At 46.8% G+C, this 23708-nt stretch carries 15 protein-coding genes; 9 read left to right on the top strand and 6 right to left on the bottom strand.

Going from position 1 to position 23708, the window contains the following annotated elements:
- Positions 1-15 precede the first annotated feature (15 nt).
- Entirely contained in the window at positions 16-2808 is a 2793-nt protein-coding gene (locus QYG89_RS07860; protein ID WP_404316311.1) for a DEAD/DEAH box helicase, read from the bottom strand.
- Complete coding sequence (locus tag QYG89_RS07855; protein WP_404316309.1) at positions 2801-4438, bottom strand: hypothetical protein; 1638 nt, start codon at positions 4436-4438, stop codon at positions 2801-2803. The genes QYG89_RS07860 and QYG89_RS07855 overlap by 8 nt, the downstream gene beginning before the upstream one ends.
- 376 nt (positions 4439-4814) lie before the next feature.
- Here QYG89_RS07855 and QYG89_RS07850 point away from each other — a divergent pair, with 376 nt between their 5' ends.
- The 4 genes from QYG89_RS07850 (at position 4815) to QYG89_RS07835 (ending at position 11898) form a co-directional block, all read left to right on the top strand.
- Positions 4815-6233, top strand: a complete 1419-nt coding sequence (locus QYG89_RS07850) for an N-acetylmuramoyl-L-alanine amidase (RefSeq protein ID WP_404316307.1) — start codon at positions 4815-4817, stop codon at positions 6231-6233.
- A gap of 195 nt (positions 6234-6428) precedes the next feature.
- Positions 6429-8381 (top strand): S8 family serine peptidase, encoded by a 1953-nt coding sequence (locus tag QYG89_RS07845; RefSeq protein WP_404316305.1) that lies wholly within the window; start codon positions 6429-6431, stop codon positions 8379-8381.
- 357 nt (positions 8382-8738) lie between these two features.
- Positions 8739-9755 (top strand): C40 family peptidase, encoded by a 1017-nt coding sequence (locus tag QYG89_RS07840; RefSeq protein WP_404316302.1) that lies wholly within the window; start codon positions 8739-8741, stop codon positions 9753-9755.
- 154 nt (positions 9756-9909) lie between these two features.
- Positions 9910-11898 (top strand): S-layer homology domain-containing protein, encoded by a 1989-nt coding sequence (locus QYG89_RS07835; protein WP_404316300.1) that lies wholly within the window; start codon positions 9910-9912, stop codon positions 11896-11898.
- Positions 11899-12061: 163 nt separating this feature from the next.
- Here the strand turns inward: QYG89_RS07835 and QYG89_RS07830 are convergent, their stop codons facing one another.
- Entirely contained in the window at positions 12062-13573 is a 1512-nt protein-coding gene (locus QYG89_RS07830; RefSeq protein ID WP_404316298.1) for a hypothetical protein, read from the bottom strand.
- A complete protein-coding gene (gene murJ / locus QYG89_RS07825; protein WP_404316296.1) occupies positions 13573-15090 on the bottom strand; it encodes a murein biosynthesis integral membrane protein MurJ in 1518 nt (505 codons plus the stop codon). Before murJ ends, QYG89_RS07830 begins: the two co-directional genes overlap by 1 nt.
- Positions 15091-15386: 296 nt before the next feature.
- Here murJ and QYG89_RS07820 point away from each other — a divergent pair, with 296 nt between their 5' ends.
- Together QYG89_RS07820 and QYG89_RS07815 are read left to right on the top strand one after the other, a co-directional pair.
- Positions 15387-16211, top strand: coding sequence for an STAS domain-containing protein (locus QYG89_RS07820; RefSeq protein ID WP_404316294.1), 825 nt, complete (start codon positions 15387-15389; stop codon positions 16209-16211).
- Between the two features lie 57 nt (positions 16212-16268).
- Positions 16269-17243 carry a nuclease-related domain-containing protein gene (locus QYG89_RS07815; RefSeq protein WP_404316292.1) on the top strand — a complete coding sequence of 325 codons (975 nt, stop codon included), beginning with the start codon at positions 16269-16271 and terminating at the stop codon, positions 17241-17243.
- A gap of 205 nt (positions 17244-17448) precedes the next feature.
- On the opposite strand, the gene QYG89_RS07810 is transcribed toward QYG89_RS07815, so the two are convergent.
- Both QYG89_RS07810 and csaB read right to left on the bottom strand, forming a co-directional pair.
- Complete coding sequence (locus QYG89_RS07810) at positions 17449-18615, bottom strand: glycosyltransferase family 4 protein (RefSeq protein ID WP_404316290.1); 1167 nt, start codon at positions 18613-18615, stop codon at positions 17449-17451.
- Between the two features lie 14 nt (positions 18616-18629).
- Positions 18630-19736 carry a polysaccharide pyruvyl transferase CsaB gene (gene csaB, locus QYG89_RS07805; protein ID WP_404316288.1) on the bottom strand — a complete coding sequence of 369 codons (1107 nt, stop codon included), beginning with the start codon at positions 19734-19736 and terminating at the stop codon, positions 18630-18632.
- A 201-nt stretch (positions 19737-19937) separates the two neighbouring features.
- Here csaB and QYG89_RS07800 point away from each other — a divergent pair, with 201 nt between their 5' ends.
- The 3 genes from QYG89_RS07800 (at position 19938) to QYG89_RS07790 (ending at position 23248) form a co-directional block, all read left to right on the top strand.
- The gene (locus QYG89_RS07800) at positions 19938-21233 is read left to right on the top strand and encodes a nucleotide sugar dehydrogenase (RefSeq protein WP_404316286.1); all 1296 of its coding nucleotides are present in this window, start codon (positions 19938-19940) and stop codon (positions 21231-21233) included.
- Between the two features lie 11 nt (positions 21234-21244).
- Positions 21245-21961, top strand: a complete 717-nt coding sequence (locus QYG89_RS07795; RefSeq protein WP_404316284.1) for a WecB/TagA/CpsF family glycosyltransferase — start codon at positions 21245-21247, stop codon at positions 21959-21961.
- A gap of 183 nt (positions 21962-22144) precedes the next feature.
- Complete coding sequence (locus tag QYG89_RS07790; protein ID WP_404316282.1) at positions 22145-23248, top strand: glycosyltransferase; 1104 nt, start codon at positions 22145-22147, stop codon at positions 23246-23248.
- Positions 23249-23708: the final 460 nt, after the last annotated feature.

Here is a 23708-nt window from a genome sequence, read left to right as displayed (position 1 = left end):
GAAGCAGGGAGAGCATTAATGCTCTAATTGCAGCAATTTTTTCAGTTCATCATCGTCCAGCTCTGTCAGCCACTGGTCACTGCTAATGATTTCATCGTTCAGTGCTTGTTTTTTCTCCAGCATAAAATCAATTTTTTCTTCGAGTGTCCCGGTTGTAATCATTTTATGAACGTGAACGAAGCGATTTTGGCCAATCCGATATGCCCGGTCGGTCGCTTGATTTTCGACTGCTGGATTCCACCAGCGGTCAAAATGAATGACATGATTGGCGGCGGTTAAGTTTAGCCCCGTGCCGCCCGCTTTTAGAGATAACAAAAAGACTGGGAAATGTCCCTCTTGAAATTGTGCAACGAGGCGGTCGCGTTGATCTTTAGAGGTGCTTCCGTTTAAAAAAGGAACGGGAATGGAGAAGCGCTGTTCCAATTCCTGCTTCATCATTTCTCCCATGCCAATGTACTGAGTAAATATTAAGCAGGCTTCTTTGCGTTCAATGATATTCTCGATCAGTTCCATCAGTTTGTTCATTTTTTCTGAGCGCTCAACAATATGTAACGGCTCCTGTTCTTTTAAATAAAGAGCAGGGTGGTTGCATAACTGCTTAATTTTGTTCAGCATTTGCAAGATCAGCCCGCGGCGCTCGAAAGCAGCCAGCTTCCCGATTTCTTCCATCGTTTCATTGACGAGCTGTTCATAGAGTACTGCCTGTTCAGTTGTGAGTGGACAGTATTCCTTCTGTTCGAGCTTGTCGGGAAGGTTTAACTCGACTTCTGGGTCCTTCTTCGTCCGCCGCAGCAAAAATGGCCGAATCTTCGCTTGCAGCTGTTCAATCTTTACTTTCATGCCGTCTTTTTCGATTGGAACAATGTAATGCTTTTGAAAGTGAGACAAGCTGTTCAAGTACCCGTGGTTGGTAAAGTCAAAAATAGCCCACAGTTCAGAGAGCCGATTTTCCATTGGTGTGCCGGTTAGCGCAATATGATGGCGGCCTGTTAGCTTGCGGATCGCTCTTGACTGCTTCGTTTGGGCGTTTTTTATATTTTGCGCTTCATCAAGCGCGACCGTACTCCATTCAACGGCGGCCAGCGTTTCAAAATCAAGATGGGAAAGGCCGTATGTTGTCAGGATCACATCTGCCTCTTTGGCCATTTGTTCAAAGTCTTCTCCCTGCTTTCGGCTGCTTCCGTAATGAAGCGCAACTTGTAGGCCGGGGGCGAAACGCTCAAGTTCTTTCTGCCAGTTGCCAAGCACAGAAGTCGGACAAATGATCAGTGAGGGTGTCTTTGGCTGTTCTTGTTTTTTCACGTGCAGCAAGTAAGAAATGAGCTGAATGGTTTTTCCGAGTCCCATATCATCCGCCAGCACCGCCCCAAATCCGCATGAGCGTAAAAATAGCAGCCAGCTCATACCGAACTGCTGATATGGCCGCAAGTCAGCATGAAGATCAGCTGGAGCGGGTACGAGTGGAATGGACGAGACATTTTTGAGCTGATCGATCATTTTTTTGAATGAGCGGTTCAGTTCAATTTGAATATGAGCAAATAGCCGCGGATCGGTCCAGTCGTCTGTCAGTTCCTCTTCGGGAACGAGTTCCTGCTCCAGCAAGTCTTGAAGGCGCAGTCCTTCTTTTTTCGCTTTTTTCATTAAGCCTTGGATTTTGCGCACCATTTCAGGGTCCAGTTGAATCCATTCACCGTTGACCTTCACGAGCCGGCGGCTGTTTGCGGTCAATTCCATAAATTCCTCTTCAGATAAGTCCACGCCGTTCATTGACAGCCGCCAGTTAAAATCGAGAATGGCCTGCAGACCAACGAAAGAAGGACGGACCGTCGCCGTTGAAGACACCTTGGCAGATAAAGAAAGTGAGGCATTCCGAATGGATTCCCACCACGACGGCAATAGGATTGGAACACCAAGCTGCATAAATTTTTCGCTCGCCTCTGTTAAAAATAGAAAAGCCATCTCTTCGGAAAGAGAGGAACGGAGTGAACCTGCTTCTTCCAGCCAGTGGAAGAGACGGAGCCAGCGTGCCTGCTCTTCCTCTGCTTCAGCAAGATAAGGGACCCAGCTCTTTGGAACCTTTCCATTTAACGGATATACCTTTTCCGTGTTCTTACGGTTGATCAACACGGTTTCCAATGACCATTCACTGCTGTCTTCTGCAGGTTCCGTTAATCGGAGTCCCGCAGTAAACGGAGCGGCGCTTTCTTCCGTTCCAAGCCATTGCCTCCAGCGGGATGCATCAAAATAACGATTCAGCTCCTCAGGTGTCAGCTTGCCGCCAGCCAGCCGGCTTACTCGCGTGAACATGCCTCCAGCTTCTTCAAAGGCTTGTTCCGCACATATATGAAACAAGGAAGTGACGAGCTTGCGGTTACTCATGTGTATGACCGAGTCTTCCCAAAACTCCGGATTGAATTCCTCCCAGACGGAATCTGGCACTCTAAAGGACATGCCATCTTCTTTAAATTCCGGTAAAAAAGTTCCGTCTGTAATCGCTTCGTAAATTGTTGGCGCAATCGCAAGGCTGAAATCTCCGAGTTCATCCCATTCCCAGCGGATAAAGCGGTTGAACTGTTCACTTTTAAATAAGGTGACCCACTGCCAGACAGACAAAAGAATGCCGTTTGTTCCTTTATAGGAAACGTCTTGCAGCAAGGAGCCATAAAAACTTTCCTCGTGGCTGAGAAACAGCTGCTTGACCCATCTGGCAGGCGGAACGGGAACATCCACGTCTGTCGTTGCCCAGAGGAAAAACTGGTTATTTTCTGTCCATTCTATATGAATCGTGATTGCTCTTGTTTTAAGCATCCGTTAACTGACCCTTTCTGCACTCCTCCTGGAAAGCTCGCAGCCGTTTCTTTTCTTCCAGAAGGTGATGGATATATACGTCCCAACGATCGGCTTGTTTTAATTTTTTATACAGTGTTCGCAGCCGTTTTAAGTAGCGGACGGCTTTCTTATAGCTTGCGCGGTTGCGTTCTTCAATCAGCCGGAGAATGCCGTGATGATAAAGCGGCAAAACTTCCCTTGGGGCATGCTTGGCAGCTTCTTTCAGGCCATTCCGGTCAAGATCCGTCAGATCGCTGTCCATCCATATCACAAGCTCCACCCATTCACGGTATTGTCCGGCACTAATGAGGTAAAAGCTTAAGTCTGAAAAGCTGTACGGCAGCATCTGCTCCAACAGGCTTTTGTAAAGAAGCGGTTCTTTCGCCATCAGCCACTCCGTATCAATATAAGATAAAAACCAATGAACGAACCGTCGGCTTTGCATGCTGTCCATCTGTTCGAGCTCTTCCAAATAGCCTTCCAGCTTTTTTTCGATGATTTGAATAAGCATCCGTGCTTTTTCATACTGTTTGGCATTGAATGATTCCGCCAGCCAAAATAAGTACAAGTCCACACCTGTATCTGGAAGATCTTTAGCAAAAGAGATAAAGTCCTCCAATTCATTCGCTAAATAAAGCTGATGAAGAAGTCCGATCGATGCGGTGAGCCCATTGTGTTCCCTTATGAATGAATGCAGCCGCAGCCGTTCTTCTTTCCGCCATGATTCCCGCTTAAAAAGAGAGGTCCATAAATGGCGGTACAAATCAATGCGCTGTGAGGCAAACACTTGATGTTCTGGTGCTAACAGGCGGGCTGTTTCCCGGCGCAAATAATTAATATATGAATCAAATTCAAAAGGCAGGGCGTGCACCCCGATGTTTTCGGCTGCATCAGCCGCTTCTTCCACTAAGTAAAATAAAAAAGAGGAACAAGAGCGGTACAGTAACTCCCGGGAAATGGCGGTTTCGTTCAATTGCTCGGTGATGTAAGACAGCAGCCCGCAGCTTACATATAATTCATAGAGCGGCTGCCATTCACGTTTAGTGGGCCGACGCTTTAATAGATCTTCATATACATTTCTTCCCTCGTATTCGATAACATACGGATTGCGGAGCACAGAGCCGGGGGGCAGCCGATCTTGCGCAGTATGTTTGATCCTATTCATCCAGGCATCCGGGCCATCATCAGCGGCCCTTTTTGTTTTTAATAAATCACTTGCCCGCATGACACCTGGGATGGCTGATGGGCTTTGCGGAGCAGTCAGCCATTCATCTGCAAAGTCATAAACAGATTCCGTATAATCGTGGAATGCTTCAAAGAAAAGTGCAATTTGATGGGCACACCAAGACTCTGCTTGGCAAGTGCATCTGCTTGAAGCAGGGAAGATCAAATCAAGATGTACAGTTAATGACCGGCCATCGGGCTGCTCTACTGAACCAGCAATGAACTTGCCGGACGTTTCATCCACGGTTGCCCGCGCCTCTGCGTATAGCCGCAGCCCGCTTTCTATAATGGATTGATCCCCGGATAAAGCCGGACTCAGTTCCTTCTTTAATTCCGTTCCAAAAGCACCCAATTGACTCTTTAACGTTTCTGAATGAACAGACATGAGCCATCCTCCTCTACCCCTGTTTCTATGTATAAACACGAGATAAGCAAACGAAAAATTTTTCGCTTGCACCGAGCATCCCTGTGAAATTCGTATCTTTTCATTATAAAACAAAAAAGCAAGAGAAAAAAGATGGGCGTAAAATCCTTTGTATCTGATGCGGTCAACTGCTAACATCATAAAATGTTTAAATATTTAGTATTTTTTCATAAATATTACAAACATTACTCTGTTATGGCAATTTTAGGGTAAATATACAATTACTTAATTTGTTAGTAATAATGTTCAATAAACTTTAAAAAGTAGTTTAGGAGATCGTCGGTTGTTGTCGAATGGATATGATAGAATGGAAAAAAATAAGATAGGAGGTAGAGGTGTGAAAAGGAGTACCTTTTTGGTTATTTTGTCGTTTTTTTTGGTCATTCCTCTATTCGGAATTAAACATACAGCCCAGGCTGCAGGAAGTTTTACGGATGTAGGAGCTTCTCATCGAGCAATGAAGGAGATTTATTACTTAGCTAAGGGAGGCATTGCCCAAGGTTCTTCTGCGGGAGAATTCAGCCCGAATAAGCGTGTGACCCGCGCAGAGGCCGCTACATTTATTGGACGTGCTCTTCAGCTGAATGGTACAAAACGTCCAACAGATTTTAAAGATGTCGGTTCTGGAATGGTTGCTTCGGGCTACATACAGTCTGCTGTTGAAAAAGGCATTCTCTCTGGATATAGTGATAAGTCATTCCATCCTTATCAAGAAGTAACACGCGGGGAAATGGCTGTCATGATCAGCAAAGCGTTTGGGTATAAGTATGACAACAAATTGTCTGTTGCAGCCGAAGCTCTGAAATCCCGCGGCATTGCCGAAGGAAAAGCAGACGGCTCTTTTGGTGCGGATGAATGGATTATCCGTGCTGATTTCTCTGTCTTTTTGGCGCGTGCCATTAATCCGGAATTTCGTGTCAAAGAAAATACGGTCGACTTTAAAGATTCCCGCTGGATTAACGTAGACAGCTTAAATATCCGTACGGGTCCAAGCGATGCGTATCCGAAAGTGGGAGCGGCTAAGCAAGATGAGCAAGTAATAAGTGCGTATAAAGTAGGCGCGTGGAACTATATTAAATACGGTTCACTTCAAGGATTCGTGCACAGCGCTTACTTGCGTGATACGGCCGAAGCAACGAACGCAGGCAATGTTGATCCACGCATCGCTAAGCAAGTGATCGTTCTTGATCCGGGCCATGGCGGCGGTGACTCTGGAGCCGTTGGTTATGGAATTAAAGAGAAGGATGTTGTCCTCGACACTGGTTTGAAAGTAAATAACTTATTCAAACAAACACCATTTCAGGTAAAAATGACGCGCTCAACGGATACGTTTGTGACATTAAGCGGCCGGGTCAGCTACGCTAAATCAGTCAGTGCAAATACGTTTATCAGCATTCACGCAAATGCTTCTAATGGAGCAGGCAATGGCATTGAAACGTATTTCTACAACGCTGCTTACCAAAATCCGAACACCGATGACAGCAAATTGCTGGCATCAAAAATTCAAAACCGTCTCCTTGCGGCACTGAACTTACAAAATCGTGGCATCAAGCACGGCAGCTTCCACGTTATTCGTGAAAATACGATGCCGGCTGTTTTAACGGAACTAGGCTTTATTGACAATAAAGGCGACAATGACAAGCTTCGTTCAGACTATTGGAGAAATGCCGCGGCGAAAGCGATTTACCTCGGTACATTGGACTACTACAAAGCCAAAGGCTATGAGGTAGATGCCCTATACGATGTTGCAAAATAGGAAAATATTAAAATAGAATTCTAATAAAGTAAAAGTTACAATGAAAAGGAGGCAGCGTGCTGTCTCCTTTATTTTTTTGGGCTTTGTTAAATGCCCCTGTTGAGTTCCGCTGGAGTCTCGTGCCTTCCGCTCCCATCAACAACCATCATGAACATAGCTTATTATTATTTTTTTACAAAAGGAGAGGTGATCGCTTTGAGTAACATAGTGAAATATTTGCTTCTGATGTTTGCTGCGCTTCTCTTTCTTTACGTTTCTCCATCTGCCGCAAATGCAAACGGGCTTGTGCAAAAGAGAGCTATTATTTTATTTAATGAAGAAGTAGATCGTTCATTGCTAGAAGATTATACGGCAGAGGTCAAATACATATTTGATGAATTGCCGGCAGCTGTTGTGGAATTGACAGATGCTCAAAAAAAGTTATTAGCGTTTCATCCAGAGATTCAATCGATCGAATACGATCAGCCGCTGCAAAAGAGCGAGCAGCTGCAAACGAATGATCCGCCGGCAGACTGGGGCTATAAGGCAGTTGAAGCGGACAAGCGCGTGCCAGGTACGCTGTCTGGAAAAGGAGTAAAGGTCGGGATTCTTGATTCCGGAATTGATGCGAAGCACCCAGATCTTCAAGCAGCCGGCGGTGCCTGTATGACGGACATACTCACCATCGATGGCTGCAAGAACGCTTACAACGATGACAACGGGCACGGTACCCACGTTGCGGGGATCATCGCCGCTAAAGATGATAACAGCGGTATTGTCGGCATCGCGCCTGACGCGCAAATTTATGCTGTGAAAGTGCTCAATGAATTCGGTGAAGGCTCGACAGCGACCATCATGGCTGGAGTCGAATGGGCGATTAAAAATAAAATGGATATCATTAATATTAGTATTACCACGCCTTACGAGGACAGCCAGTTGGGGCAAATGGTTAAGCGGGCATACGACAGCGGCATTCTCGTCGTCGCAGCAGCAGGAAATAAAGGGAAGCCATTAACTGGAGAACCGTCATCTGTTCAATATCCAGCTAAGTTTCCAGAAGTGATTGCGGTTTCTTCTATAGATGTCAATAAAAAACACGGCGCACTTGCTTCCGTCGGCCAAGAAGTCGAACTCGCAGCACCTGGAGAGAAGATTTATAGTACCTATCCCACTTCGTTAAAAGGAAACGGGTATCGAACGATGTCTGGTACGTCTATGGCCTCTCCTTACGTTGTCGGTATGGCGGCACTATATAAAGAAAAGTACCCGTATATGACGAACAAACAGATCCGGGAGCTTTTACAAAGGAATGCCCTTGACCTTGGCGCAGCCGGGCGAGACGCTTACTTCGGTTACGGGCTCGTACGAACGGACAAAGATCCTGTCGTTCCAAACGCATCGCTTTCATACAATACAGATGGTAAAGGGAAGATCACCATTAACACAAGCGAGGCAGCTGCTAAATGGAAGAACTACAACGTCTACCGATTTGACACGCTAATCGCAGAAGGAATCACGGCTGCGCAAATGACTGATTACGCAACAGCAGGAACGGTGCAATATTACGTTCATCCGGTCATTGACGGCAAAGAGAGCACTCACTTTGTTGAAGTGAAAGTTGACAATAGAGAACCTGTATTGAAAGATGTTGCTTTAAACAAATGGTATAACCGTTTCGTAACTTATTTGTATTACGAAGGAATTATGAAAGGATATACGAACGGGGAAATAAAACCGGAACAATCCATTTTACGGAGTGAAGCGGCTATTCTGCTTGGAAAAGCCCTTGATCTTGACGGGACAAAGCGCAGCACGCAGTTTAAAGACGTAACCGCTGCATCCGGCGCATCCGGCTATATTCAAGCACTTGTTGAAAACCATGTCATCTCCGGCTTTCCGGACGGCACCTTCCGCCCGAACGAACAAGTGACCCGCGCGGAGATGGCGATTTTAATTGCCAAAGCCTATCACATTGCCGGTGGGACAACCGGTTCATTTAAAGACATCAGTACAAATGTAACAGGCTATCAATACATTAATGGCCTGACAGCTAATCGCATTATCAGCGGCTTTGAAGACGGCACCTTCCGTCCTCATATGGCGATTCACCGCGCAGGTTTTTCCGCTTTTTTAGCAAAAACAATGAACGAACAACTAAGATTTCGTTAAGAACAACGAGGGGCGGTCCAAAGTGGCGGCCCCTTTTTTTTGCTAAAATGTGCGCTCCCCATTTTTTATCCCTTTATAATTATCTTTATATTCAGATATATTACAAAAACATGTCAATATTACAAAAATGTATATATTATGCTAGGAAACAGACAAATTTTTTGAAAGCGCTCCAATTCCTAAAAATGGGGGCTGTGGAAATGTTGTAATATCAGTCTTTTTGTAGATTACGTGTAGAAACGTGAATGTAACGCAAACGTAAAAGAATAGTAGGTTTATATTTGCTACAATATCCTCAGAGAGAAAAAACAGGAAAAAAAGACAGAAACTTTTTTTAATATATTCAGGGGGTTCACAGTGAATAAGTTTAAAAAGATCGTAGCAAGTGGATTAGCTTCTTTTATGTTAATGACAACGGCACCAGTCGCAATTCCAGCACTTTCACATACAGAGGTACAAGCAGCATCGGTTGGAGAATCATTAGTAGAGTACGGGAAAAAGTTTATGGGTGTTCCTTATGTATTTGGCGGCACGACACCACGCGGCTTTGACTGCTCAGGCTTTACACAATATGTATACAAGCACGAAGGGATTTCCCTTCCAAGAACGGCAGAACAACAATATAAAGTGGGCACATCGGTTTCTAAAAGCCAATTAGTACCTGGCGACTTAGTATTTTTCGCTAATACATACAAACCTGGTATTTCCCATGTCGGCATTTACGCTGGCAACAACATGGTATTAAATGCAACATCTAGTAAAGGGATTGCGCTTGTTTCCTTGAGCAACTCTTACTGGGGTCCAAAATATGCGGGTGCGAAACGCATCGTCGAGCATTTTGACGGATTCAAAGATCTAGCGAAAAGTGATGCATCCTATGAGGCAATTACGACTCTAACAGATAAGAATGTCATCCAAGGTTTTGATGATTATACATTTAGACCGGATGAGCCGGTAACACGCGGACAAGCAGCAGCTATTATTAACCGTGTACTTAAGGTGAAGCCGGAAATTATGAGCCACTTCAAAGACGTACCGAAATCTAACCGCTTCGCAGTGGATATTGCAGCGATGCGTGAAGCAGGCATCATTAATGGTTTCTCAGACAAAACATATCGTCCAGATGACTACATGACTCGTACAGAAATGGCAGTGATCGTTCAAAGAGCATTCGAGTTAAAACTTGGCGATGCTTCAGCAGCTTCTAATTCTTACGCAGACATTAACAGCGGATATTGGGCATACGAGTCAATTGTTACAATGAACGCTATTGACAAAACAGGCATCTTCAACACTGATAAGTATTACGGAGATCATCGTGCATCTCGTGAAGTATTTAGTGTAGCTATTTATAACTCTATGAACGCAAAATAATACATGAATGAATAGTCTTGGGAATCTTTCCAAGGCTATTTTTTTAATAAAATATTCATAAAATGTTTCCTATTTTTCTATTTAATTGTTAAGTTTCATTCGATAGAATAATAGAGTATAAAAAAGGAATTTTTTGTCGAGAGGAGTTTTATCATTGAAGCGAAATAAGTTAGCTGCTGTATTATTGTCTTCTGCTCTAGTACTGCCGGTTTTTTCGCCTGTTCATACGAAGGCAGCAGCTGTCACTTTAGAAGATCAAATCAAAGCGATGACTGATGCTGGAATTATGCAAGGGTATAGTGACGGGAATCTTGGTGCAAGAGAAAAGGTTACCCGCGCGGAATTTGCTACGTTTCTGACGCGTGCTCTACAGCTTCCAGAAGGGTCTTCGGTTTTTAAAGACGTGCCATCTTCCTTGAGGCTTGCTGGAGGCATTAACGCTGCGGCAGCCGCGAAAATTGTTAACGGCGGATCAGATGGCCGGTTCCACCCAGATGCTTTGATTACGAGACAAGACATGGCGCTTATGATCAACAATGCGCTTAATTATTTAGGAATGGAAGTCGAGTACAAAGCACCGCCTTTTACCGACATTGGCCATTTAAGCTCTGCCCACAAAATCGCGATCGGCAAAAGTGTTTCCCTTGGGATTATTCACGGCTACTCCAGCACGACATTCAGTCCGGGTGAGAATACGAGACGCGATCATGCAGCGGCATTTATTTATCGGCTGCTAGAAGCAAAAAAAGCCGGGGAGCCGAACTTGCCGCCGACGCCAGAACCGGAACCGCAGCCAGAACCGCCAACGGAAGAGCCGGCTCTACCGCCAGCACCGTCGGAGGCTTATCAAGTGGCCGATATTGATTCGAGCGGCAAGCTGACGTACTCTTCCACATATTACAGCACGTTCGATGCGGCCAGACAAGCAATGGATAGCCGGGGCCAAGAATTAATCGTCAAAAACAACAAAATTATTCATATGAAAACGAACAGTGGCATCGTATTTGCCGGCAACAGCGGTGCGACTGTCAACTTGTACAGTGACCAGAGCTTTACAACAGCAAAGTCCTATGCCACGAAAGGGTCTGAACTGAAGTATTTGACATCCACCGACAGTTTTGTGAAAGTATCGCTCGGCGGCAAAGACTATTATATGAAGCATAGCGACAGTCAGCTCGTTCCTTTCGAAGGGGCACCAGGCCGTGCCTACTACCGGGTAAGCAGCGGGGAGCTGCAGCGTTTCATTTACGATCCTGCAGGGAAAAAATATGTATCCTATACAGCTGGTAAAGCACCAAGCTTCCTGCAAGCCGGCCAAAAATACTACAGCTGGGACAATGCAACCTTTTATAATGAGCAAGGACGCGTCGTTGGAACGGCTTATCAATACTTTCAATTTTTATCCGCACGGACAACAACGAACTATACTGCCGCGGAACTGGACAGCTACATTAAAAAAGCAGTAGCGGAGAGAGAAGCAACAGGACTTGCAAAATATAAAGATGCATCGAAGAAAAGCAAACTGCTTGGTCTCGGGGCTACTATTAAAAAAGTCGAAGCAGAAAAACGGATTAATGGACTGCTGATTCTTGCAATGGCCATCCACGAAAGTGATTTCGGTACAAGCCGTCATGCGTACTTAAACAATAACTTGTTCGGTATCGCCGTTTACGACAGTAAACCAGAAGAAGGAAAATCATTTGCGTCTCCAGTCGAAAGTGTCTATCACTTAGCGGATGGTTACCTAAATGACCGCTACGTCGTACCAAACCCAGTCGGTGCCTGGAAGCAAAGCATCGCTAACGGTGCTGCAGCCGGAAACAAAGGGGTCGGAATCAATGTTAAATATGCATCTGACATTGACTGGGGCGGAAAAGTAGCCGGCCATATGTATCGGATTGACAAAGAACTTGGCGGCAAAGACTTTGGAAAATACCAAATCGGCTTAACGAACGTCAAAGAATTGAACGTTCGTTCCCTGCCAAATGGTACGATCCAATTCGCCTATAGAGAAGAGGGCATGCCAGTCGTGATGAACGGCCAGCCAATCTCTGGATGGCAAAAAGTCATCTCAGACGAACTCAAATACAACGAAGCCTACGTATATGCACCATACGTAACTGCTCTGCCCGTTGCAAAATAAGTGACTGAACCCCTCCAAATTTTGGAGGGTTTTTTTCTGTGCATTAAGTGGTGTCCGCGCACAATGATCAAAATCGCGCGCATAAAATTCCTCCCGCCGCGCACAAACCCTGCGTGTCTACACTGGCAGCCCATAGCCACGCGAAAAAGCGATCCAGCGGTGTTCACTGGATCGCTTTTTTCTTCGATTCAATTAATTTTTGCAAAACTGGGCTTTTGCTGCCGCCGAGTGATTGCCATTTTTTCTCGTGACGTTCGAGGTCGTCGAGTGTCAGGCGTTCGTAGTCGCTGCCAGCGAAGGTAAGGTCGCGGTTCACTTGGTACCAGAGGTCGCCATTCGGCCGAATCCACTTTGTGCCGAGCGATTCGATGCCGAGACGAATTTCACGGGCAGCAAGTAAGTATTTTTTTTCTCCTGTTGCTTTGTACGCTTCGATGAACATATTTGCTTCGCCCAGTGCGTGGTTGAGCGACGTATGGATAAATTGCTTGCCTTGATGCGCTGAATAATAGTCAGCTGGCAAGTATCCATTTTCTGTCGGTACGATGTTGTCGATCGTAATCAAGTTCAGCAAGTAATCGGCGTAGGCCGGCAAAGCGTCCATCAATTCTTTTTCATCGAATGCTTTGCCGATGCGGTATAAATACAAAGCAATTAATTCATTATGCCGCGTATCAACATATGGAGACGTAATGTCATACTTTTGCTTCAGCCACGTACTCGTGTATTCTGTTTCCCAAATGACACTTTGTTTCCGCTGGCGGTATTCCATTAAATTAGCGGCCGACTGCGCCATTAAATCGTAAAAATAACGGTCCCCCAATTGAAAGTAGCGGTCGATGGCTGCTTTTTCCACAAGCGTGCCGAGATGGCGGCCGTAGCCTTCTTTGGAAAAAGGTTCAATCGACCACGGCAGCTTCTTCATCGCGCCATTCACAGTAAACCAATTGTTCACTTCTTTATAGTGCTCATGCTGAAAGTCAATCCAGCTGCTCAAATGGTCCGGACTCGTAAACAACGGTTCTTTTGCGAGTAAGAACCATTGCTCTGCGATCTGCTTCGGCGGTGCTTCCAGGGTGAAAGAAAAGCCGGACTGGCTGTGTGTCAGCGCTTCTGTTTCCGCTGTCAGCTCGCGGATCGTACTTTGCTGGCCATTATCATACAGCTTCGTCTTCGTCCGCGAGTGATATTGCTTGCTTACAACGGCTTCATATAAAAAGCGGCCGTCCGCTGAGTAGCGGAGCAGGCCGGACGGGGGCGTCGTCGGATCGTTCCCGGTCACCGGATCGTGCTCCCGCGGCTTTATGTCCCGATGCCAGTTGATAAAATAGTAGTCGGTGGCACCGGGCTGCGGCACGCTCGCTTTCAATGTGAGCGGCTCGTTCGATGTGTTTCTCAGCTGGATCATGACGAAACGGTCCCCGTTGTTGATCGTGCGCACGTTGATCTTTACTTGGCCTTGATTTTTCCATTCGTACGTATAACGCACATCTTTATAAAAGGAAGACAGACTCGATTGTTTCTTCTTTTGCAGTGCTAAGTCCCGGTCGAGCAGCAATTTTGTTTCCCCGAGCGGCACGGTTTCTATAGGAGCAGCTTTTTTACTATGATCTTTTTCCGTACAGCCTGCTAAAAGCAATAAGGCTGCCAGTGCGATCACCATCCATTTTTTCATTACGCCCGCGCTCTTTTCTTCACTAAATTCAGCATTTGACGGAACCCTTCCTTATAAAAGAAGAACAGGCCGGCTGCGTAAAGAAGAACGCCGAGCGGGATGATAATGGCGAGCTGCCACAGTGAATACAAATGGGAAATCGGCGTGAAGGTCTTCAACAAGTAAAGTGGAATGACCATCACTGCTGTGACAACGACGACGCGGCCGATTAAGCCAAACAGCCGTGCCGCTTCTTTTTTCTCGAAATCTTTATAGACGAAAATGGTGCTGACCGTTAAGTAATAAATCGAGACGAACGAGCTTGTCAGCGCAAGGCCCGGGTAGCCGAACGGGCCGACGAACAGCCAGTTTAGCAGGACATTCAAAGCGATTGTCGTCACGCTGATTCGAAAAACAATCTTCGTTTTCCCGCGGGCGTACATTGACTTCGACACGATGTACTGCAGTCCCTGCGCCACGATGATTGGCAAGTAAAACATGAGAGCAAGGTACGTGTTGTACGTGTCATCAGCCGTAAATTTTCCCCGCTGGAAGATGAACGCAATCGCTTCCTGGCCGACTAGAAATAACCCTGCTGCAATCGGTGCCAGCGTCAGCAGGGAAATTTGCATCCCCATGAAAAACGTATCCTGGAACTTCTTCGGCTGATCGACTTGTTCAGATAATAAGGTGAAAATAATAACAGCAATCGTTGTCCCGTAAATCGTGTGCGGAATACTCGTAATGAGGGACGCATTGTTCAAATAAGTGACCGCGCCCTCCACCGTATTCGAAGCAAACGCTTTGTTGACGAACATATTAATCTGGCCAACTACTGAATTCAGCAAAGAAGGAATGAGCAGCACGACGAAAGCGCGGCGAAACTCTTCTTCCACCTTCAGCGCTGGACTCCAGCGCCAGCCTTTTCTTAATAGATAAAACAGCTGGATCAGTATACCGAGCACCGTTCCGAAAATGAAACCATATGCCAAGCTGTTAATGCCCCATTGGTCGGAAAACAGCAAAGCGAAAATCGCCCCCATGAGCGTCGCCGATAGTTTAGAAATTTGCGAAGGTACGAAAATCCGCCGTCCCTGCAAATAGGAGTCTAAAATGCCGTTCAGCGCAATCGCACTCATAAATAGGAAGAAAAAGCGCGTAATTGCTACCGCCGTGACTTCCGTATCTGGGCTCATATGCCCGTAAATGATCGGAACGAAGTACGGTGCCAGCAGCCAGCCAGCGACAGAAATACCGAGAAACAGCACGACCGTCACATTCATAATCGCGTTCGCATTCTGCTCTGTCCGCTCCGGCGCATCTTTACGATTTTTCACATAAAGCGGTAAAAACACATTATTAAACCCGCCGGCAATCATCGCAATTACAAGCGTAATAAACGAAAATGCCAGCAAATACCCATCCGTATAATGACTCGCCCCAAACTCCCGTGCAATAATACTCTCCCTCAAAAAGCCGGAAAACTTCACAACCAGCGCCAGCAATCCAAGCCAGAGAGCCGTCTTCTTCAATGACACAAAACCCACCTCAATATAAACTAAGAATGAAAACTCAATACTTAATCATACCGTAAATCGAGCGGGAAGTTAAGAGCGGGGGCTGCGCACAAATGCCAAAGGTGCGCGCATAAAAGAGTTCAAGCCGCGCATAAACGCTGAAATCGTGTGCACAAATCTAGTAAACATGCGCATAATTCCGATGGGTCGCCGTCTGGAAGGTTCTGCGGCTGGTGCCTGCGTCCCATTTTGTGACGAACGTCTAGCAATTTAACCCAAATAAAGTAATAATAGATAGGGAGGGAGGAGGAGCATCTATGGAATTAAACAAGCGAATGCATGCATTTTTAATGGAACGGGCAGAGCAGTTGACCGAAGAGTGGTATGACTCATTGGACAAGAGTGATCCGACGGGTGTGTATGCTTCCACGGATCCGGCTGTTATTGCCCAGTTGAAAAATCAGAATTTCAGGTTTCATCAGTATTTGTGCAACCTGTTGATTGAGGAAGAAGCCGTTTTTTATAAACAGTTTGATGAGTGGATTTTTGAAGTGTCACGAAGCAAGGATCATGTGAACACGCCTATTCATTTTATTATCCGCGAGTTCATGAGGGTTCGTTCACAATATTTGGGCTTTGTTGATGAGTTTACTAGAGAAAATGAAGATGTCAGTCTGGAACGCATGAATGGCTGGAAAGAAAAGTTTGTGAAGGCCTTTGATGATGTTATTTTGAAATTCACGGAAGAAACGTATACGTATCAAACTAGAATGCTCGCAGCCCAGCGCGAAATGATTAATGAATTAAGTTCGCCGGTGATCATGTTAAAAGGTGGAACCGCTTTGCTGCCTTTAGTCGGGGACATTGATACGCAGCGGGCAAAGTTTATTTTGGAAAACACGCTGCAGCAGTGCTCCAACCTGCGGGTCAGTCACTTACTCATTGATATATCAGGCGTCATCATGATTGACACAATGGTCGCTTGTCAGCTGTTTCAGCTTATTGACTCGCTGAATTTAATCGGCGTTAAATCTACGCTGTCCGGCATTCGTCCTGAAATTGCCCAAACAGCCGTGCAGCTCGGGTTGAACTTTGGATCGATCCGCACAGCGAGCACGCTGGAGCATGCTATCAAATTTTAAACCGCACTCCGGGAGGGAATCTTTCGGAGTGACATCCATAGGGAAGGGGAAGAGAGTGTGATTGTCAAAAAAAGAACCATTCCGTTGAAGATTCAGAAACTAGAAGCTTTATGGGGGCGGCTGCCGGAATCTCATCCGAAGCGGCCTGACATTCAAGGTGAATTAGAAAAAAGCTGGGCGGGCTATCGGGGTGAAGAAGCGCTTGATTACCATTTGTCGTTTCTCGACGACAGGCAGCATATGATTTTCCACGGACTGCGGCTGCTCGGTACGAATGGACACTTCTTTCAAATCGACACATTGATCCTTTGTACGAACATGGCCATCATTCTGGAAAGTAAAAATATCACAGGCACCCTATTTTTTGATCAATCCTTCCACCAGCTGATCCGTTCCCGTGAAGATCGTGAAGACGTATTTTCCGATCCTATCCTGCAGATCCGCCGTCAACAACATCAGCTTCAAAACTGGCTCACCAGTCAGAACATCCCTAAGCTTCCGATCCATCCGCTCGTCGTCATCAGTTTTCCTTCCACGAAAATCACCACGGATCCCGAACATAAAGAAGTATTTCAAAAAGTTATCCACGCCGCAGCTATCCCCTATAAAGTCGATCAGCTTCATCAACTCCATCAGACAAACGTGTTAACCATCAAACAATTGAAAAAAGCAGCGAGCCAGCTCATCAAACATCATGTGCCCCATCATCCCGATGTCCTCAAACAATTTCAAATTTCCCAATCCCAACTGCTAAAAGGTGTCCAATGTTCCGTTTGTCAGCACATTCCAATGAAACGAATGAAGGGAAAATGGTACTGCCTTCAGTGCCGCCGCTATTCGAGTGATGACCATATTGGAGCACTAACCGACTACGCACTTTTGCATAGCAGCACGATCACAAACAAGCAATTCCGCGAGTACTTGCAAATCGACTCCCGCTCAATCGCGACCCGCTTGTTAAGAGCGTTAAAATTGCCCCATTACGGAAATCAAAAAAATCGAACGTACCAACTGCCAACATTCAAATCATAAATACATTGCATCCGGGAGCGAGCACTTTATGGGCGGGTGAGCTATGTTTATGCGCGGATACCGTAGATTTGTGCGCGGGTGCCCTGATTTTATGCGCGGCCCCACGCAATTTGTGCACGAAAACCACCAAAGTATGCGCGCCATCACACAAGCATAAACACAAAAACCCCCGCCGCCAGCAGGCGGCAGGGGGTTCCCACTCCTATTATTTCGCTCCAAGGTAAATCTCTTCATATTTCTTCGCAGCGGCCAAGTGTGAGTATTCGGCTTCGATTTTCGCGCGAGCACGTTCGGCGAGCTGGCGGCCTTTTTCTGGGTTGTCCAGCAGCTCGATCATCGACGCAGATAATTCTTCTACGTTTTTCTCTTCGACGAGCAGTCCATCGACGTCATGGTCAACGATTTCTTTCAAGCCGCCGACGGCGCAGGCGATGAGCGGCTGGCCGGAGCCCATGGCTTCCAAAGCGGAGATCGATGTCGCTTCTTCTACGCCGGCGGAGTGGACGCTCGGTACTAAGACGACATCGGCCAGGGCATAGTATTCTTTAATGACATCATGAGGAATGGCGCCAAGCAAGCGAACGCTGCCCCCAATGTTTCGTTCCGCGATCAATCGTTTCATTTCGTCCATTGCTTCACCTGTTCCGGCGAAGATCAGCTGGGCGTTCGGGTATTTCTCAAGCACAGCCGGCAAGGATAAAATTGGATAGATGACGCCGTTTTTCTTCGTTAAGCGACGCGGCACGAAGAAGACAGGGGCATCGGCATCGACGCCGTGTTTTTGGCGGTATGCCGCTTTGTTCTCGCTGTCCGGGCGGAAATCGTCCACATTAATAAAGTTGCGGATCGCTTTGCCGGTAATGCCGGCTTCACGCTGCACGTACTCTTTAATGCGCGTATCGACCGTAATAATCGCACGCGTGCTCCGGTACGCTTTCACTTCTTCTTCCATTAAAAAGCGTTCTTCCGGGCTGTCTTTTAAAATATTGCCGGCACTCAACGCTTCGTACGTTAAATAACCGTGCACCGTTGACACGACAGGAAGCCCGGCGTCGAGCGCTGCGAATGTCGCGTACACTTCCTGGGCGTTCACGATGTCGTAATTTTTACTTTTAGCGGCTTCCATTAGCTTTTGCAGCATTTTTTTACGTGTCTGCAAGCCGTAGACGAAGCCTTTTCCTTTTGACATTTTATTCATTAAAAAGCCGGGGCCGCGCACTTTTGCTTTCTGGGTAAATTCAGGTATATCGGAAAACGACAGCACATCGACTTCATGGCCGCGTGCTTCTAAACCAGCTTTCAGCGTCGCCACATGAACCGACAAACCGCCGACATGCGGGTAATGGTACACCGTCGCAAGCAAAATCTTCATGAAAAACCCTCGCTTCACATAAATTTTTTCTTTAATAGTTCAATATTTTCTAAGGCATCTTTACGCATCCCAGCCGCATTGCCGGCAACGACCTTACTCAATTCATCGCGGTGGGCAAGAACGTAGCGGGCGTTTTCTTTCATTTTCTCCGCGTCAAACGCTTCAAGAGGGAACGAATACTCCCACATGCCGGAACGCTTCAGCAGGCTTTCCACCTTTTTATCGTAGCTGATGCCGATATGAGGCACGGCTGTCAGCGCGGAAAAAATTAACGAATGCAGACGCAGGCCGATCGTCATTTCACATTCACCGATAAAGTTCAAATACTGATTTGGCGTAAAATCACCGCCGAGCAGGAAGCAGTCATCAGCCCGCTTCATTTTTTCCATCACCCGCTTCGAGGCGTTCACATCGTGGTGGCCTTCCATCGGCACGAACACCGGCGTAATGCCTTCCGTCGTGATCAAATCATCGAGCACATCGGCGAGCTTGTCATAATAATCATCGTGTTCAAACCATGGACGTGTCGACACTGCGACTAACTTTTCACTGCCTGTCAGCGGCAGACTCTTCATACAAGCATCGTCCTCTTTTTTCTGAAAAGCGAAGACGATATCGGCCGTCACCACCGTTTCCGGACGCTTCACACCGAGATTATGTAAGTAATCCTTCGAATATTGATCGCGCACCGTTACGAAATTCGCCCGGTTCGCGAACACTTTCATTAAAATCTTTCCCCACGTCGACGTTACTGGACCGATCCCTTGGGAAAAGAACATCACCTTCGCCCCGCACAGCTTCGCCAAAAAGGCAATGAGCAAATAATAAGGAAGCGGCCCGAATAGAAACTTCGTCGGGTACGTATCCTGCAGCAAGCCGCCGCCGCCGCTGATCAACAGGTCCGCTTGTCTAAGCGCCCGGATCTTGCCTTTGTTGTCATGGCGCCAGCCGCGATACACCGTCTTCACGTGATGATCCTTTGCCGTCTGCTCCGGCGAAAGTGAAAACACTGTAATATCGATGTCGTCTATTTCATTTTTTAAATTATCTACAATCGCTTCCAGGATCGCTTCATCGCCGGTATTGCCTAATCCATAAAATCCCGAAACAACAACCTTCAAACGGATGTCCTCCTTCAAATCAAATAACTACATTTTAACATTGATACTAGGCACATTCAACGAAATTAGTGCAAGCTGAAAGTGAATTTGCTATACTATGAAAAGCAAAGAATTTCAACTGTACTGTGATAAGAATAGATGTTCAAACAAGAAAACAACGAATGATTTTGAACAACTTCTAGTGAGAAAGGACTTTTTTACATGCAAAAAATTTGCGTCATTGGTTTAGGATATATTGGTCTGCCGACAGCGGCCGTCTTTGCCCGTGCCGGTTTTTCTGTCGTTGGAGTCGATGTGAATAAGCAAGTCGTTGAACGTTTAAATAAAGGTGAAATTATAATAGAAGAAGTCGGCCTGCCGGAAGTCGTGAAAGAAGTCGCGGCCGCAGGAAACCTGCGCGCGTCGCTTCAGCCGGAGGAAGCGGACGTATTTATCATTTCCGTCCCGACACCGATTCATGCGGACTGCACAGCGAACGTTGATTACGTGAGAAGTGCAACAGAGGCGGTCGTTCCTTATTTGAAAAAAGGCAACGTCGTCATCGTCGAATCAACGATCCCGCCGCGCACGATGGATGACGTCGTCGCACCGATCATCGAAGCGGCTGGCTTCAACCCGAAAGAAGACATCGCGCTTGCCCACTGCCCAGAACGCGTACTGCCGGGCCGCATTTTAATTGAGCTCGTGGAGAACACGCGCATCGTCGGCGGTCTGACACCGGAAGCAGCGACGAAAGCCGCGAACGTGTACCGTCAAATCGTGACAGGTGATGTCATCGAAACAGAAGCCGTGACAGCGGAAATGTCGAAGCTCATGGAAAACACTTTCCGTGACGTCAACATTGCCCTCGCGAATGAACTGGCGAAAATCTCTGCCCGTCTCGGTGTTGATGCTCATAAAGTGATTGAGCTGGCGAACAAGCACCCGCGTGTGAACCTTCACCAGCCGGGACCAGGCGTCGGCGGCCATTGCCTTGCTGTGGACCCGTACTTTATCGTGGAAAAAGCGCCAGAAGAAGCGCTCATGATCCAGCTGTCCCGCAACATTAACAACTCGATGCCGGACTTTGTCATTGAGCAGATTATTAAGCTGACAGCTGAACTGAAAGAACCGAAAATCGCGTTATTTGGCTTAACGTATAAAGGGAACATTGACGATGTCCGTGAAAGCCCAGCGATTGAAATCGTGGAAAAGGTGCTGGCGAACCCGCGCTATGACGTGCGTGTGCATGATCCGCACGTAAGAGACGAACAAGTGCCATTCGCGCTAGTTTCGTTCCAAGAAGCGGTAAAAGACGCCAACCTTGTCGTCGTGTTAACCGATCATAATGAATTTAAAATGATCGATAAAAACGTGCTCCTATCCCAAATGGAAACGCCGGTTATTTTTGATACGAAAAACTGCACGAACCTTGAGCAAGAAGAGGGGCTTACTGTCTACCGCATCGGCGACGTTACCGGCTTGAAAGCCATCGCGGTGAAACCAATCAACAGCTAAGGATGTCTGTGATGAAAAAGGAACAATATTTAGGCGTCTCCGTGTCGCCTTACACATATGAGGAAATCATTGAGGATTTGAAAGAGAGAATCGCCGCAGGAAGCCAGTCCACCGTTATTGCGGTGAACCCGGAGAAAGTCATCACCGCCGGCCGCGACCCGCTCGTGAAGGAGCTGATCAACAACTCGACGTATCAAATCGCCGACGGCATCGGCATGATCATTGCGTCGAAGCTGAAAAGGGGCCAGCTCCGCGAACGCGTCACCGGCGTCGACATGATGGGGCGTCTGCTGCAATTTGCGGCTGACGAAGGACACAGCGTCTTCTTCTACGGTGCCAAAGAATACGTCGTCCGCACAGCGAAAGAGAAGCTCGAAGCAAGCATCCCGAACCTTCGCGTTGCGGGATATGCCAACGGCTACGTGAAGGATCAGGACGCACTCGTGCAGCAAATTCGGGAATCGGGAGCGGCCCTTCTCTTCGTCGCGCTCGGCAGCCCGCGCCAAGAACTGTGGATCAAAGACAACATGGCGAACCTACCAAACGTCAAAGTATTCCAAGGCGTCGGCGGCAGCTTCGACGTCTACTCAGGCAAAGTCAAACGAGCGCCCGCCGCCTACCGCAAACTCGGCCTCGAATGGCTCTACCGCCTAATGAAAGAACCAAAACGCATCAAAAGACAAACAGCCCTGCCTAAATTCTTACTGAAAGTTCTATTGAAAAAATAGCCAAAGTGCCTGGCATCCTCCCACCCCCCAACAACGCTTTTTCCACCAAACAGGGCAGGAGGTGCCTGGCACTTTTTTGAAAAGGAAATGCCTGTTTAAAAAATACCCCAGTGCCCAGGCGGTCCAAAGTGCCTGGCACTTTTTCAGAGATCCCCTGGCACTGTTACAAAGGAAGTGCCCAACTTGAAAATTCTCCACCTAATCACCGGCGCAGAAACCGGTGGCTCGCGTAAGCACGTCATCACACTGCTCGAGCAGTTCTCGAAAGACGAAGTCGTGCTCGCTCTCATGCACGAAGGTCCGTTTGCCGAAGAGGCGAGGCAAAAAGGCATTCGTACGGAAGTGTTCTCTCAGAACTCGCGCTACGATTTGTCGATTTTAAAGAAACTCGTTGCTTTCATCGAAGAAGAACAGTTCGATCTCCTGCATACACATGGCCCGCGCGCTAACTTGTTCGGCATTTATTTGAAAAAGAAAACCGGCATCCGCTGGGTGACAACGGTCCACAGCGATCCGTCGCTTGATTTCGTGAAGTCGGGTGTGAAAGGGAAAGTCTTCACGGCACTCAGTATGTACGCCGTGAAAAAAATGGACGGCTATTTTGCGGTGTCAGAGCGGTTTAAGCAAAATTTAATGAAGCTCGGCATCGACGGCAGTAAAATCCACACCGTCTACAACGGCATTCATTTTATGAAAGAAAACGCAGAGCCGATCCCGCGCAGCGAACTTGGCCTGACAGATGAAGATTTCGTTATGGCGATGGTCGCCCGGCTTCATCCGATCAAAGGCCATACGATCGTCTTCCAAGCGATGAAAAGAATCGAAGCGGAAGAGCGCCCGCACTTGCTGCTTGTCGGGGATGGTCCGATCAAAGAGGAATTAGAAGAAGAAGTAAAAAACCTAGAACTAAACAGCCATGTCCATTTTCTTGGTTTTCGCTCGGATGTAGACGGAATCTATGCCTCATCCGACCTCGCTTTGCTCGCCTCCTATAGTGAAAGCTTCCCGCTTGCGCTGCTAGAGGCGGCCAATCAGCACGTGCCGATTGTCACGACCGACGTCGGCGGAGTGAAAGAACTCGTAGAGGACGGAACAACCGGCTGGATCGTGCCAGTCGGTGATGCTTCCACCTATGCTGAAGCCCTCCACGGGGCAGTGGGGCGCAGAAAAAAGGGAACGCTTGCTGACATGGGCGAAACATTATATCAATATGCCTCGGAGCGCTATTCACTCGAACAGCTCGAACAAGCCACCCGTCATCTTTATACACATTTGATACAAAAATGAAACAAAAAACAATCCCAAGGGCTCTATCCCTTTAGCTAAGTAAATACAACCGATTATTCACAGAGGCCGGACCCTTTCGTCAGCCTCTTTTTTTTGTAGATTTTTCGTATAAATTCCAATGAAAATTAAGGAACCATATCTTTCATTCTACAAACATGACAAGAAATTGACAAAAAAGTAAGGGTAAACACTATCATTTTTCCGCAAAGTTGGTATATAATGAGAAAGCTATGATTTTTCAAGAAAACTTTTCTATTTTATCCATGAGTAACTGACAAGAGATTGCCAGTTTATTTTCATATTCATGTCAAACGTAACAAAATTATTAAAATATGGAAATAGTGATAAAATGGTTGAAAATCAATAGCACTTTGATAGAATAGGATTTGAGTTTAAATCTACCAATCAATCCAATTACTACATAAGTATGTGAAGATTGGCACGAAAGATAGCTCAAGAT

It is taken from the genome of Bacillus lumedeiriae, assembly GCF_044891285.1.
GTDB classification, from domain to species: Bacteria; Bacillota; Bacilli; order Bacillales; family Domibacillaceae; genus Pseudobacillus; species Pseudobacillus lumedeiriae.
The sequence above is the reverse complement of the archived record's forward strand: the minus strand, read 5'-3'. Positions and strand labels throughout refer to the sequence as shown.